Here is a 14342-nt window from a genome sequence, read left to right on the forward strand (position 1 = left end):
CGTCGCGTCGACTCCCCTTGTGCCTTTCCCCGCTCTAGGGTGTGCAGAACTACTCACCACGGAAAGGGACTTCGAAGGGAAGGCGCGGCATGATTTCGAGCGCAATTTCCGAGGACGAATATTCCAACGTAATATAATCGTCCAAACGAACCGCTCGACCGGACGGGAGCTGAGTTCGAAGAAGCGAGAGAGACCAAAACCATGAGCCACAAGGCAAAAAAATCGGGTGCCGGGGTGGGCGTGCTTGTCGTGGCCCTGTTGATTGCTATTGTTGCGGCCCCGAAGGGGAACTGGACGATCGCCTTTGTATTCTCCCTTATCTGTGTAATCGTTTCCACCCTGACGAAAAAGAAGCCGCCGCCAACAATAACGAAATCCATGAGCCCAAGCTCGACGGAGCCGCAGCCTACAACATCAGCGGAGGCCGTGCCGAAATCTGCACCGGGGACCCCATCGGAGCAGGATGAAGAATTTTTGACAGTAACACTGTCGTCCGATTCAACCAAATCGTCCTATCGGATCGCGCCCCCGAACTTCGAGACGTCGCCGAAAGTCCGCTGGGTCAATCAAGGTGAGGCGGTGGATATCGCTGGGACGACTATTATCGGCGGCATGTTCTTTTTCGGCACACCACGACGGGGTGAGGCGTACCAGGGCCTCGATGCGTGCGCCGTTGTTCCGAATTCGAACGTGGCAGCGAAAGGGAGCGAAAGCTCAGTTGGTCCCGAAGACTACTGGCTGAGCTACAACTCGTTTTCTGCAGCACATCGACGAACATATATTCAGTGGCTGGCATCCGACCGGTCAGATCCGCAGTTGCATCGAAGCTTCGTACAGTTCTACCTCTACGGGCTCGAACGTCGTGTTCTCGTGGACGGAATGCAGGGGCACGTCGAAAAGGAGGAGTTCGACGCTATCGCGACTGAGTTGCAGCGTCTGAAAACTGTATATTCGAACACGCTTTCCACGAGCGCTATCGACAATCTGCTTGAGTTCATCTCGGTACATTCGGTGCATCCTCGGCGGCAATATGAGCAGAAGCCAGGCCCGATCAGCAACACATTCGAAGTGCCACTTAGCATACGCGTAGCTTTCGGCCAGGCATCGATGGACAAGGTACCCGTTCCCATCGAATGGGCGCTCGCGTGGGTGTTGGGTGACGGTGCGGTCAATAAGCGTACGCCGGTGACCCGTTGTGCCCGTGAATTTCGTCAGTTGTTCGAGCGGAAGTATGCCGAAAAGTATCGCGACGGGATGAGACTTCCCATAAACAAAACGAAGCTTCGTGCACCTGGGTACACGTCGTTCTACGCGCTCCGCGAAATTGTGTATCCGGACTACATTACCTCGTTGCCCGATCTTACAGCCGTGACCGGCCCGAGAAACAAGCTACAGGAACTGGTGTACGAGTGCACCGATGCCCTGGACGCTTACAGCAGATTTTTGGGACGGAATCCTGATGCCGAAGGCGCGTTGGAAAGCGCGCTTTTGCTCCCGGTTGAGCTTTGGCAGGATAGCGCGCGGCGCGAACTCGATACGCTCGTCACGACAGTCGCTAGTGGTATCGTCGTGACAACTTTCGGAAGCCTGTTCGAGCGATTCAAGGCAATAGGAAATCTCACGCGCGACAAACTATCTGTCCTTGCCCGTGTGCTTGGAGAAGCTGGTGTTGCAATGGAGCCGGACGTGAGAATTTCGGGGCGCACCCCGAAGAACACGGATTCTGTCGCGCTGTACGCGACGCCACCCAGCAATTCATCAAATCTAGCGGATGAGACATATCTCACGCTGGCACTGATGGTGGACATGGCTGCCTCGATCGCGATGGCTGATGGAGCGGCAACAGAACCTGAAATTGCGCTCATCTATCGACAGATTGATTCGTGGTCGCAGATGGCACCACGTCAGCAGGATCGGCTCAAGGCACGTGTGCAGGTGCAGATCGCACAACCATCGACCTTGGCAAGCCTCAAAAAGCGGCTAGAACCATTGTCGGTGGATGAGAAGCATTCCCTTGCAGTGCTGCTGGTCCAGACGGCAAACTCGGACGGTGTCGTGTCACCGGCAGAGGTCAAGCTGCTTGAAAAGGTTTACCAGGCGCTCGGACTTGACCCGCAGCAGTTATATGGGGATCTCCACGGTAATGCCGTTGTTGGTTCTCCGATCTCGCCGCAAGCGCATACCAACGCATCCCCGTTGAAGCTTGTGCCGTCGCAGCCGGGCTTCGCACTTGATCCGGCTCGAATCGAAGCGCTTCAAAAGGAAACCGCAAAGGTTTCCGCAATGTTGGCCGACGTGTTTGCCGACGAGGAGTCAGGCATCCAGCCAGTTTCAGAGCCAGCTGCCACCCTGGCAACGAAGCCAGAATCCTTTAGCTTGCTCGGGATGGATGATGCTCACTCAGCGCTCCTCCGGCTGCTGCTGACGAGGCCGAAATGGACGCGCGCGGAGTTGGTCGATGCTGCTTCTGACCTTGACATGATGCTAGATGGCGCCATTGAACAGGTCAATGAGGCTGCGCTTGATCACTGGGACGAACCGCTCATTGACGGGGAGGACCCAATCGAAATCAATCAGGAACTTGCACAACGGTTAGCAGCATGACAACAATTCGTCCCAAGGACCGCGATGCGGTTCTTCAGTCACTCCGCGCGGGCGTTGTTCCGCGAATCGGACAACATCTTATCCAGGTGGGGCGCCACAAAGAACTCGACGCGCTGATCCAGGATATTGCGCGAGTCGCCGACGGTGGGTCGAGTTTCCGCGTGGTGATCGGTGAGTACGGCGCGGGCAAGACGTTTTTCCTGAATCTCGTGCGAGCTATTGCCCTGGAGAAGAAACTTGTCACGGTCCACGCCGACCTGAATCCCGACCGCCGCTTACACGCGTCGGGCGGACAGGCGCGCTCGTTGTACGCTGAACTGGCGAAGAATATCTCGACACGTACGAAAGCTGATGGCGGTGCCATGGCGGCCATCGTCGAGAAATTCATCGGCCAGGCCAAAACTGAAGCGAAGGCTGCGGGTCGAGCGAGCGAAGAGGTTATTCGGGCCCAACTCAACCAGTTGACCGAGCTGGTCAACGGATATGATTTCGCCGACGTCATCGCCGCATATTGCCGTGGGTTTGAAGAGGGCAATGAGCAGCTCAAGGGTGATGCCGTTCGTTGGTTGAGGGGTGAGTTCACTACGAAGACGGATGCACGCGCGGCGCTGGGTGTACGCACTATCATTGATGATGCGTCGATCTATGACCAGCTTAAGCTAATGGCACGTTTCGTAAGACTTGCAGGGTACAGCGGACTGCTGGTGTGCCTCGATGAATTGGTCAATCTTTACAAGCTCGCGAACGTCCAGGCTCGTAACGCGAACTACGAACAAATCCTGCGGATCCTGAACGACTCTCTTCAGGGTTCTGCTGAAGGGCTCGGATTCGTCCTCGGCGGAACGCCTGAATTTTTATTGGACACGAAACGCGGGCTTTACAGCTATACGGCTCTCCAGTCGCGACTCGCAGAAAATACGTTCGCCACGAGCGGGCTTGTCGATTACACGGGCCCCGTCATCCGGCTTGCCAGTCTTACGCCGGAAGACTTCTATGTTCTGCTGGACAAGATTCGCCTCGTGCATGCTTTCGGCGACGAGGCAAAGGCGCAACTGCCGGCCGAAGCTATTCCCGCTTTCATGGCTCATTGCGCGATGCGTCTCGGCGACCAATATTTTCGCACGCCACGAACTACGATTACCGCCTTCATCAATCTCTTGGCCGTACTCGAACAGAATCCAACAGCTGAATGGCAGCAACTGATCGGAGCGCTCGAAGTCGAGAAAGACACCGGGGGCATGAGTGACGTGGCGACCGAGGGTGACGATGAATTCGCCAGCTTCCGCCTCGGCTGATTCGAGGAGCTTTGACCTTCTCGACGAAAGGATTCGCCGGTGGATCTGGAGAGAAGGGTGGACTGAGTTGCGCGACGCGCAGGAGCGTGCGGTGCCTGCGCTAATCAATGCCGACCGAGACATCATCATTGCGGCCCAAACAGCGGCTGGGAAGACTGAAGCGGCATTTCTTCCGATCTTGTCAAACCTGCTGCGCGAGTCTCCGTGCAGTGGATCAGTTCTTTACGTTAGTCCCCTTAAGGCTCTCATCAACGACCAGTGGTCTCGGCTGGATAGCCTTTGCGAGGAGCTAGAGATTTCCGTTGTCGGATGGCACGGTGATGTTTCCAGCAGTAAGAAGCAGCGATTTTTCAGGAATCCGACGGGCGTTCTTCTGATAACACCCGAATCCCTAGAAGCGATGTTCGTCAACCGCGGGTCGTCCATGGAGGCGACATTCGCTTCTCTGCGCTACATCGTTGTCGACGAATTGCACGCTTTTATCGGCTCCGAGCGAGGAAAGCAGCTTCAGTCCTTGATGTATCGCGTTGAACGTGCATGTGGTCATACAGTGCCACGTGTCGGCCTATCGGCGACCCTCGGGGACATGCAGCTCGCCGCGCGGTTCTTGCGTCCGGGTGGCGAGTCGACGATTGGCATCATTGAGTCAAAAAGTACCACTCAGGAGCTGAAGGTCCTAATCAAGGGCTTCGTGCATCGACCGCCACGCGTAGAGCGCGAACCTGATCTTGAAAGTCCGGAGCTTGAGGATGCGCTCCCAGGAAGTACCGTTGACGTTGCGAATCAGCTTTATGCGTCGTTGCGCGGCTCTAACAATCTCATATTTCCGAACAGCCGCAGACAGGTGGAAACGTACGCGGATCTTTTGCGCCGCGCGTGCGAGCGCGACGCGTATCCCAACGAATTCTGGCCTCACCACGGAAGCCTTTCGAAGGAACTACGAGAGGACACCGAGCGAGCTTTGAAGGAAGGTGCAAGACCGGCTAGCGCCATTTGCACGACTACACTTGAACTCGGAATCGATATTGGCTCAGTGAAGAGTATTGCGCAGATTGGGGCACCGCCCTCGGTGGCGAGCCTGCGTCAGCGTCTAGGTCGATCCGGCCGCCGCAAAGGAGAACCATCCATCCTCCGTGGCTACTGTATAGAGTCTGATCTAACACCGCAGTCCGACTTTTCGGACAGGATACGCGAAGGTCTGGTTCAGTCGGTCGCTATGGTGCATCTGCTGATGCGGAAATGGTTCGAGCCACCACGAATCGGCGGCCTCCATGCATCGACTCTCGTACAACAGATTCTTTCAATCATCGCTGAACGCGGAGGATGCACTGCAGGATATCTATGGAGCAGCCTGATTGCGAGCGGCACGTTCGACGCGATCGATAAGCAGACATTCACGGAGATTCTGCTTCATCTTGGCAAGCTCGACTTCATTGTGCAGTCGTCGAACGGCCTGCTGCTGCACGGCGAGGCGGGCGAGAAGTTGGTCAACCACTATGAGTTCTATTCCGCGTTTGCGACTGACGAGGAGTTCCGACTGATTGCCAAAGGGCGCCAGCTCGGGAGCCTGCCAGTTGCACATCCACTGACAATCGGACAGGGGCTGATTTTTGCTGGGCGGCGCTGGCGCGTCCAGGAAGTAGATCAGGAAAACAAGACCATCTATGTGCTGCCTGACCACGGTGGTGCGCCGCCACAATTTGACGGCTACGGTGCAATGGTTCACGACGAAGTTCGGCGCGAAATGCGGCGCGTTCTTGCAAGTGACCAGGCGGAACTCACTCTGGACGCACGAGGTCGTGAACTGCTGCAAGAGGCACGTCGCTACTATGCTGATGCCTCGTTGGCTTCCGCCACGTTCATACCGGAAGGAGCGGCAGTGCACATCGCTACTTGGCGCGGTGACTGGATTAACGACACACTCGTCTTGCTGCTCAAGGCCCACAAAATCGATGCCTTCAACGGTGGTGTGGTGGTCAGCGTTACCAACGGAAACGTTGACCGTCTAGTCAACGTCTTTGGGGAGATCGGTGAATGGGATGCGACGACAGCCCTGGATTCGCTCGGGAAAATTGAAAATCTCGAGCAAGAGAAATGGGATTGGGCGCTACCTGAAAAAGTGAGGCGGCGTGCGTTCGCGTCGACACATCTGGATATTGATGGCGCGTTGGCTTTCGCCAGTGAGCTCGGAAGTGCTTGTTGCGATGGCGAGTAAGCGAAGACAGGCACGAAGCGGCAGAAATGCCAGGGGGCGGATATTTCGTGACCGCCCACTCGATCATTTCTTCCTTCGGAGCCTGCCGGTGCACGGCTCCGATTTTTTGCCACGAACCACGGGCGCAAGAGGACAACAACGATGACACGAAAGCGGTCGATGCCGCCATTTCTCGAAGGGGTGGTCTCCGAGGAGGTCTACGCGCGTTGGCTGCTGCGAAAAGCGCGGGCACATGTCGTACGAGATCGCAAGCGCGGCATGCTCGCGACGGGCGCGCAATACAGAGATGCGATCCACGCGGCCGTTGTCGCGAGCGGTGGCTTGGACGCCTACACAGGCAAGTCGCTTGACTGGCATCTCATCTCGACCTATGTCAATGCCGATTCGCAAGAGGGCGGGCACCACTACAAGGCTGGTTTCGCGCTGCTGCCCACGGTGGACCACGTCGAGGCTTCAGCCAATGAGGCTTCTTTCAAAATCTGTGCGTGGCGGACGAACGACGCGAAGAATGATCTGTCGGTGGAGGACTTTCTCTCCTTGTGCGCGCTAGTCCTCAGTCATGCCGGCTATCGTGTAGAGTCGCCAGAGGCAACAGGAACGTTAAAGGTTCGGTGTAGCTAAGCGACTGTTCTATCGAGTTCGTGCAACATCAATCATTTTCACCGGGTGCATTCATCATTCCCTGACTTTCTACGACTGTCGTCAGCCACTGCCGCTGACCTGCATACCATTGACCTAGGCAAAGCCGGTCGTGACAGTTGCGCTCGCGATAGTTCCATTGCTGCCTCGCGTGCTCCCTGAATGCGACCCGGTCCCGAACCACCGCCTTGGCATGGGCAAAGAGGCTTGCGAGCTCGACATCTTCCGCCGCTAGTTGAGCATCGCTGCAAATTAGATGCTCCGCATCCGAGCGGGCTTTCGCGCAGTCAAAGCTAGTTTTGATTGCCGGTGCGTTTTGCAAATTGGCATCGTATTGATTTGCCGCAGCAGCCTTGGAAAAGCCCTGCTGTGTCAGGGCCGCGCGGTTTACCTCGACTTCGGCGCGGACACGCTCGAATTCGCTGACGTAATAGCGAAAATTTGAACATCGGGAATTGTAGTCCGCTATTGCCACGTTGAACGCGTTCACGGATATCTCCGAAGTTTGGATTACTTGCCCATCCCACGCTTCCAGCCGTATCTTCTGTGAAAGACAATAGCGAATCTGTGAGCGGTCGAGTATTAGTCCTTTACCGGCAGGCGGAACGTTTTCTTCGTTGGAAGCGATTGTCTGCTCTGACGTAGCGGAAAGAGATGAATTCGGAGTTTCGAAACCACTTGATGATGTTTGGTTGGCTTCGATGCCCTGCACTGGAGGCGACTGAGATGGAGTATGAGAATTCAGAAGCAATGCGAACAGCACTAGTAAACCGATTCCGATAGCCCACCATTTCGCAGAACCATTGGGTCCGGAAGTGGGCTGCAGTGCTCCTGCATAGATGGGTGCTGACTCGCCGGCTTGTAGAGTATCGCTTCGTTCCGGTGAGGGCGGACTAGTAGGGGGGATTGGGAGAGTCGTGACATCTGAGGCCATCGATTCGAGCCCTGCGAATCCCTTCTTACTTTTTTCATTCGCCATGGCAGATCATCCCCTAACGTAGTCACTTAATTTATGAATGCCTTTTTCGAATCCTCCACGAATGATGTGCTCAATAATGTGCGTGTTACAGACGTGGACGTAAGACGCTGATCCATAGGCCCCTTTCCGGTCGGGGGTGCCAATATAAAATCGACCATCCGCACTCCAAACACGGACCTCGTGCCAGTTAAGGCGAACCCGTTCGTTCGATCCAAAGAATTTATGGTGAACCAAAGTCACAGCGTCGTCCTCGACTACGAAATCCCCAAAGGAAAATGATTGACCCTTTTCGAGAGCGGCGATCATCTCTAGGGCAAGGCGGACGCAGACGGCACGCCAAAGCGCGGCGACAAACCCCGAGTAGGTTGCTTCCTTACGTAGTTTGACGACCTGTTCGGAATCGTTGTTGCCGATGGCAATTGTGTAGTCTGTTCCAGTAGGAACTCCGTTTACTGATCGACGCACTCCCCCCCAGCGCACTCGCGTAATCGAGTTGAGTGGAATAGAGCGCCCGTTGCAGCGTATGCCTTGCGGTGAGATCGCCAACTCGTCTTTGAAAATTAGACCAACCTCTGCGCAGAAGGTAATGTCGCGCGCCCACTGCTCGTTATCTCGGTCGCGTTCCTCCGCCTGCAACCGCAGCCCCCGAATCACTTCGGAGTCTTCCTGAGCTCTCTCTGCAACCTCGGGCAGTTCTGCAAAGAGCTCGCGTAGTAGTCGAGTTATCCGGTCGGCTTGGTCAAGCATACTGTGTTCGTTATTTAGCATGACCCCAACGCCTCTCAGCGCATACGCGAGATCCTGGCTCGGTTGATGAACGATACCGCGGGATTTCGCGCTAGTCTGGATCGGCTTCGTGAATCGATACCAGTTGCGCGCAATCTTCTCGAGCCCATCGAGAACTACGTCGACCGCTTGTGCACCGCGCGGCGCAGCCTGACGTGCACTTTCGATGACGATAAACAGGGTTTCTGCCTCTTTTTGCAAGAGTCCCTGCGCCTCAACCTCGTAGCTGTCAACTAAGTCGTCGAGTAGAGTGGGGCCGTGCGTGTTTCCCTTGTCGGTGGCGAGGTTCACCGCCGTCGACAAGGTTTCGATCAGCTTGGTCGGCTCCATCGTGTCCAGTAAGTTCCTGAGGGCCGATCGGTAGGCCTTGCGACGTTCAGATAATTCTTCCTCGACCAATTCGGCGGCTTGCACCTCCGGAAACCCGGAGATGCTGCGATCCTCGTTGACATCACGCAGGACCTCCTCAAGATCGATGGTTTCAACCACCTCGGCGAAGTCGCGAATGAATCTGGCCAAGGGCAACACCGATTCGTCGTCGGCGAAGAGTTCGCAGGCGGTTGCCATCAGGTTCGCTCTCGCCAGGCCAGGCAGCCCTTGTTCGGACCGAATGGCTTGTGGATTGTCGGAGAGGCTTTGCATCAAGTTCTCGACGATTCGCGGCGCGACTCCTGGCATCCACGCCATCTCGGCCGAAAGCCTCGTCCTAGGATTGGTGAGTGCGGAGCGCGCTTTTTGGCAGACGTCACTGTCGAGATGTAGGGACCGATCTTCAGCCATTGCGACTATTTTTCGGCGGTCGTCACGTGTGGTGACGCCGAGGACGCAAAAGGGGTTTCGATGCAGGGCCGTGTCGGTCGTGTTCTTACTCATTTCGATCTCGCCTTGTTGCACCGTGGTTCGAATTAGGATTCACCACGGCGCGTATTGCAGATGCTGGCCATTGCACTGAACTTATCGGTCTTTCGCTCGACTTCTGAACTAGGTCGCTTACGACTTGCGTCTCCCGAGGTCTAGTTTGGACAGACGTCGATCGAGGAGGACTTTTTGGCCTTTGCGATATTTCTCCGCAGCGTTCGAGAAGGCACCTTCCCGTCAGACAAACCCGATGCGTCGACCGGAGCCCAGTTCAGTCCGGGACGGTGCAGACTCAAGTGCTGCGAGAAGGGACTCTTGCCCGAGACGACTGGCGCCGGCGCGGGCGGAAAGCCGCGCACCTTCGCGAACCACGAACGCAACGTCTGAGAGTGGCCGCCCGGCGAGCTTTTGGGCCAACGGCACCGGATCAACTGTTCGGTCCTTCGGTAGATTTGCCAACAACTTGGTGAGTAACGCCGCTACTTCTGTCTCGTCTGGATAGCTAACCGCGATGACATGGTCGAAACGGCCACGACGCATAATTGCGGGGTCGATCATCTCCACGCGATTGGTCATCGCAATGATGAGGACCTCGTTTTTGGCAGCCTCTGGGATTCGCCGCAGGAATTCGGCAACTTCTTCGACTCGGTGGTGGCTTCCCGCGCCAGTCTCCCGGTCGGCCAAGAATGCCTCCATTTCGTCAATCACCAGCACCGACGGTGCGCTCCGCATTGCTTTCTCAAACATTTCGGAAACCTTGCGGCTGGTTTCGTGGATGAACGGGCTCGCGACTGTTGAAGCGTCGATCTGGAAGCACGGCCACCCGAGAAACTCGACTAGCTGTTCGACCGCGAAGGTCTTCCCGCATCCGGGCGGCCCGTATAGGACGGTCGCCGAAGGGAATCCGATGCCAAGCTCCTGATAGCGCTCCTTGTGTCGGACGATGTCGACTATGTGTTCGCTGAAAAATGCCTCCAACTCCACGCGCCCAGGAAGCGAGAGCGGCTTGCCCGAGTCGATCGTCGCCCGTCGCTTCAAGTCGCCCCCGTGGGCGTCCGCCTGGTGCAGAAACGTCGTGCCGCGCTCGTCCAAATCCAGAGCGCGAGAATCGTCGGCCGCTTCGGCGTTTGGGTCGTCGGTGGCATCGAGCCCCGCCGTCAGGATAATTTCGTACAGGTGTGTGGTTCCCAACCACGTGAGCATCTGCTGTAAGCGTCGAACCGATTTGGTGGAGACGCGGGCACCGCCCGTCAGCCAGTAGCCGAGCACCGTGTCGTCGTCCGTGTGCGAAGTGATCCCGTAAGTGGGCAGTAGTCGGCTGAACTTTTCGACGTAGATAGCGTCCTGAAGCGGACTGTCTGCATCGATCATGTGCGTTTCTCTCAGGGCCGTTGCGAACGCTAGCGCCTCGCTCTTATTCGCAGGCGAGCGGCAGTCGGACAGGGGCGCGAGCATTTGGCTCGGGCCGCAAGAAACCTCGCGGTAGATTTCGGACCCGAACATGAAACGGTGGAGGTCGCCGACATCAGCCAGTCCCGAGGCTGCCCACTTGGCAAATAGGTATTCTCTCGCGATCAGGGCGTATCCGGCACCCTGAGTCTCTACGATTTGCCAGTTGAAATCGGTGTACCTCGGCCGCCCGCAGCGAGCCCCGTCCGGCAGTTCATATCCAATTGGCAGCCAGCTTTCGAGCGCCACGATCAGCCCACTAGGATGTTCGACCCAGCGACCATGTCGTCCTCTCTGGACGTGCCGACGCGTATCGAGTCGAGGTGGCCTACCACCTGACGTAACTTGTCGATGTCACTAGCTTGCAGGGCTTGTCGTCCGACCCGGCAGAGTTCCTCGTGCTCGGTGGTGTTAGGAAACAGAAATGTGTCTTCGGAGAGCCATTTGAAGCGGTCGATGATGAACCAGTCCTGGCGCCAGAGGATCGAAAAGAACCTTCCGCGCATTTCATCAAGGTGTGACTCGAAATCGCCGCTATTATTGTCGATCGCGCGCTGCGCCGTCTTGGCGAGGTTGTCAAAAGATCCAGATTCCGCAAGCCGTGCAAACTGCCGGATACGCGAGTCGAAGAATTCGACCGCCTTGTCGAGCTCCATCCGCCGGATGACTTTGAGGTGATCCTTTCGCGCCTTGGCCAGTAGCTTCTTCGCCTCCTGGATGTCGTCCATCGCTTGTTTTGCGGTTTCGGGATCGTGTTCGCAACCCTCTATTGTTGCCGCCCGTTCCAGCCGCTCGCGTGCCAAGTTGAGGCGTGAATCGTCAACTTGGTGGGCGATCTCGTGGAGCCGGCTTCCGACGCGCTCAGACTCTTCGCCGATGCGCTTGGCCGCCTTGGTGTAGTCGATTTGCCCTTCCTGTCGCGAATAGAAATTCCGGCCGCTGTGGAACGAGCCGCCGATGGAAGGCACCGTGACCTCGAGAACGATGTTGCCCGAGTCGAGCACCTCGTATTCACATTGTAGTTCCGCGCCCTTGGCGATTACGCCAGTGGCGAAGTCCGAGCCCTTGATCTCGAACATGCCGATGAACCGATTGTCCGAAACAGGATCCTCAATTGAGCCTTCCCATAATTTGAATTTGATTGAGCCTGCGGCACCGGCGCGCAGGGACTCGTCAGCTTTGAAGGTCTTCTTGCCGCTTATCGGCAGTTGGTCGCCTTCCTGGACCAAATAGTCGAGGACGAGACGCCCGCCGATCTTCTCTCGCGCCTCCATGCCAATTGAATGAGAGGCCGGGATTGCGTCGATCTGCGTTGCAGTGCGCGAGATGGTGATCTTGTCCTCGCTCATCCGCACAGGTCCGCCCGCAGCGTCAAATACGAACACCTTAAACAGATTCTCACCAGGTTTGGCCAATGGAATCTCGACCGTTGCCCCGTCTTTGAGGGCGATGCGGCCGGAAGACCATCCGGTATCGAGGCTATCAATTTGGAAGGCGGTGCTGTCCGCGGCCTTGCCGCCGAGCTTGGCAATCACCTTGGCCTTTGAGTCTGGCGTGCGTGCCTGATAGTTAAAGGCCAGATCTAGCTCACCTCCAGCTGCCAGAGCGCCTCGCCCGCTTTTGCGGCCTCGGTTTTGGCTAGCCCAGTCGATGGATTCCGCGAACACAGATGCACCCTCGGCCACGGCTGTCATCGGGTTGACGTCGGTGGACGCCGCGATGCCAAGTTCGAAGGCGACCTTATCTCGAAGCGGCTTGTACTGAGTCGGGCCTCCTACGAATACAACGCGCCCAATATCGTGGGGACTCAATCCTGCCTTGTCCATTGCTTCACGTGCCGCGTCGACGGATTCGTCAACCTTTCCTGTAATTAATTCGTCGAACCGATGCCGGGTCACGGCTATGTCAAGGTAGATGTCGTTCCCGGATGCGTCGCGCACTCGCAGTTCGCTGTCGTCGAGTGTTACCACCGCCTCATCGCTCGAGGACAATTCGATCTTTGCCTTCTCAGCCGCCCAGGTGGCCATGTAGCGCAGGGTCGTGTAGCGCGCGTCGGTTGAGAAGTCTTCTGGTAAATCGAAGTGCTCCAGAAGCCAGGGCTTCACGACGTTGTCGAGAAGAAGTCGGTCGAAGTCTCTGCCGCCACACATGGCAATACCACTGTGGGAAAGCAGACTGACTCGCCCACTGATGCTCTCGGCAATGGCAATGTCCAGTGTCCCGCCGCCTAGGTCGTAGACCAAGAACATTCCATCACCTGTGCGGTGACGCATAACGCTCATGACCGCGGCGACCGGCTCTTGCATTAGGGCGACCTTTCCCAGTCCGGCCATTTCCGCCGCGGCCATTGTCGCTTCCTTTTGCATCTGGTTGAATGCAGCGGGAACGGTAATTACGGTTCCGGTGTCAGGTTTGTTGCGAGTTTCTTCAGGCAGGTAACCGAAGAGCACACGCAGAATTTCGGCAGAGCACTCCTCCGGTGTCATGGTCACGTCGATCGCAGGCAAGCGAATCGGTGTGCTAGTGCCCATCAACCGTTTGAACAACGTGGCCGCATTCTCTGGATTGCGCGCTGCGTTATCGTAGGCGCGCTTGCCTACATATTTGTTGTTGCGCTTGTCGATGAAGATGGCCGACGGCGTGACGTCATTCTGGTCAGGGCTCTTGAATAGGCGCAGGCTCTCGCCATCATAGGCGCAGATCGCGCTGTTGGTCGTTCCGAGGTCGATCCCGATGTAATTCTTCATGGACGCCCCGCCTTCACAAGCATTACAGTTCCGCTGCGCACTAGGCCATCGGGACCCATGACAACGGGTTCGACCATCTGGTCGACGACCAAGAAATCGTTGGGGCCGAAGTCGGCAATGTTCAAGGCGGAGACTGCCATGCCCGGATCGTAGGGTTGCCCCTCAAGGGTGACAATGCGCAGGCCGCACGCGTTGAGACCATCATCGATCTTCTTGAGGAAATAGCGGGATTGGTTGGCGTAGCGTGGGGTCTCGCTTACTTCGAGCTTTCCAAGCAACCGACCGAATACGCGGGCAAAGCGCCACGCCTCTATGGAAACGTCTATCAACGCCTCTTTCGCGGGATGGTCGCCCGCAACACCGCACGCTTCTTCCATGCTTCCCCCGACCGCCGTTGACAGCGGAATGAACAGGATTCGGCTTGGCCATTCGCTTTTTTCGTTGCTCTGTAAGCGAGTTCAACCAGCTTCTGTTCTTCGCCTTTGACTCTAGCAGATCATTTTGAAGAATCGTATGTGACAAGGGTAAATACGAAAGCAGAGATCGAAGGCCTCGTCTGCGGCTTCACTATTTCCAGCTGCTGAGATGAAAAGAGGAGGGGGTTGTTGTGAGGTTGAGGCGCAGTGGTCAGCCGGCGCATCGAAGTCTAGTGTCTTGTGCGGCCACTCACTGCCGATGGGCAGCCAGGCGAACCGAGCTTCCCTCGGTTTTTCGCCTTCCAACGGTCCCGAGTTATGCAGCGGCATCCTTGGTCTGCTGAGCTTTGACCC

9 protein-coding genes are annotated in these 14342 nt (G+C 56.7%); 4 read left to right on the plus strand and 5 right to left on the minus strand.

What is annotated here, in order from left to right:
* The first annotated feature begins 201 nt into the window (after positions 1-201).
* From DIE22_RS23975 to DIE22_RS23990, 4 genes are all read left to right on the plus strand, one after another.
* Positions 202-2604 carry a TerB N-terminal domain-containing protein gene (locus DIE22_RS23975; protein WP_124606225.1) on the plus strand — a complete coding sequence of 801 codons (2403 nt, stop codon included), beginning with the start codon at positions 202-204 and terminating at the stop codon, positions 2602-2604.
* Positions 2601-3899 (plus strand): ATP-binding protein, encoded by a 1299-nt coding sequence (locus DIE22_RS23980; RefSeq protein ID WP_124606226.1) that lies wholly within the window; start codon positions 2601-2603, stop codon positions 3897-3899. The genes DIE22_RS23975 and DIE22_RS23980 overlap by 4 nt, the downstream gene beginning before the upstream one ends.
* Complete coding sequence (locus DIE22_RS23985; protein WP_124606227.1) at positions 3871-6114, plus strand: DEAD/DEAH box helicase; 2244 nt, start codon at positions 3871-3873, stop codon at positions 6112-6114. The genes DIE22_RS23980 and DIE22_RS23985 overlap by 29 nt, the downstream gene beginning before the upstream one ends.
* Positions 6115-6273: 159 nt before the next feature.
* Positions 6274-6735 (plus strand): hypothetical protein, encoded by a 462-nt coding sequence (locus DIE22_RS23990; protein WP_124606228.1) that lies wholly within the window; start codon positions 6274-6276, stop codon positions 6733-6735.
* Between the two features lie 28 nt (positions 6736-6763).
* Here DIE22_RS23990 and DIE22_RS23995 read toward each other — a convergent pair whose 3' ends face one another.
* From DIE22_RS23995 to DIE22_RS24015, 5 genes are all read right to left on the minus strand, one after another.
* The gene (locus DIE22_RS23995) at positions 6764-7732 is read right to left on the minus strand and encodes a lysozyme inhibitor LprI family protein (RefSeq protein WP_124606229.1); all 969 of its coding nucleotides are present in this window, start codon (positions 7730-7732) and stop codon (positions 6764-6766) included.
* Positions 7733-7738: 6 nt separating this feature from the next.
* Positions 7739-9391 carry a hypothetical protein gene (locus tag DIE22_RS24000; protein WP_124606230.1) on the minus strand — a complete coding sequence of 551 codons (1653 nt, stop codon included), beginning with the start codon at positions 9389-9391 and terminating at the stop codon, positions 7739-7741.
* Between the two features lie 222 nt (positions 9392-9613).
* Complete coding sequence (locus tag DIE22_RS24005) at positions 9614-10747, minus strand: ATP-binding protein (protein ID WP_260426748.1); 1134 nt, start codon at positions 10745-10747, stop codon at positions 9614-9616.
* Between the two features lie 329 nt (positions 10748-11076).
* Positions 11077-13572 carry an Hsp70 family protein gene (locus tag DIE22_RS24010; RefSeq protein WP_124606232.1) on the minus strand — a complete coding sequence of 832 codons (2496 nt, stop codon included), beginning with the start codon at positions 13570-13572 and terminating at the stop codon, positions 11077-11079.
* Positions 13569-13949, minus strand: a complete 381-nt coding sequence (locus tag DIE22_RS24015; protein ID WP_124606233.1) for a hypothetical protein — start codon at positions 13947-13949, stop codon at positions 13569-13571. The genes DIE22_RS24010 and DIE22_RS24015 overlap by 4 nt, the downstream gene beginning before the upstream one ends.
* Positions 13950-14342 lie beyond the last annotated feature (393 nt).

It is taken from the genome of Burkholderia sp. Bp9142, from assembly GCF_003853415.1.
GTDB lineage: Bacteria > Pseudomonadota > Gammaproteobacteria > Burkholderiales > Burkholderiaceae > Burkholderia.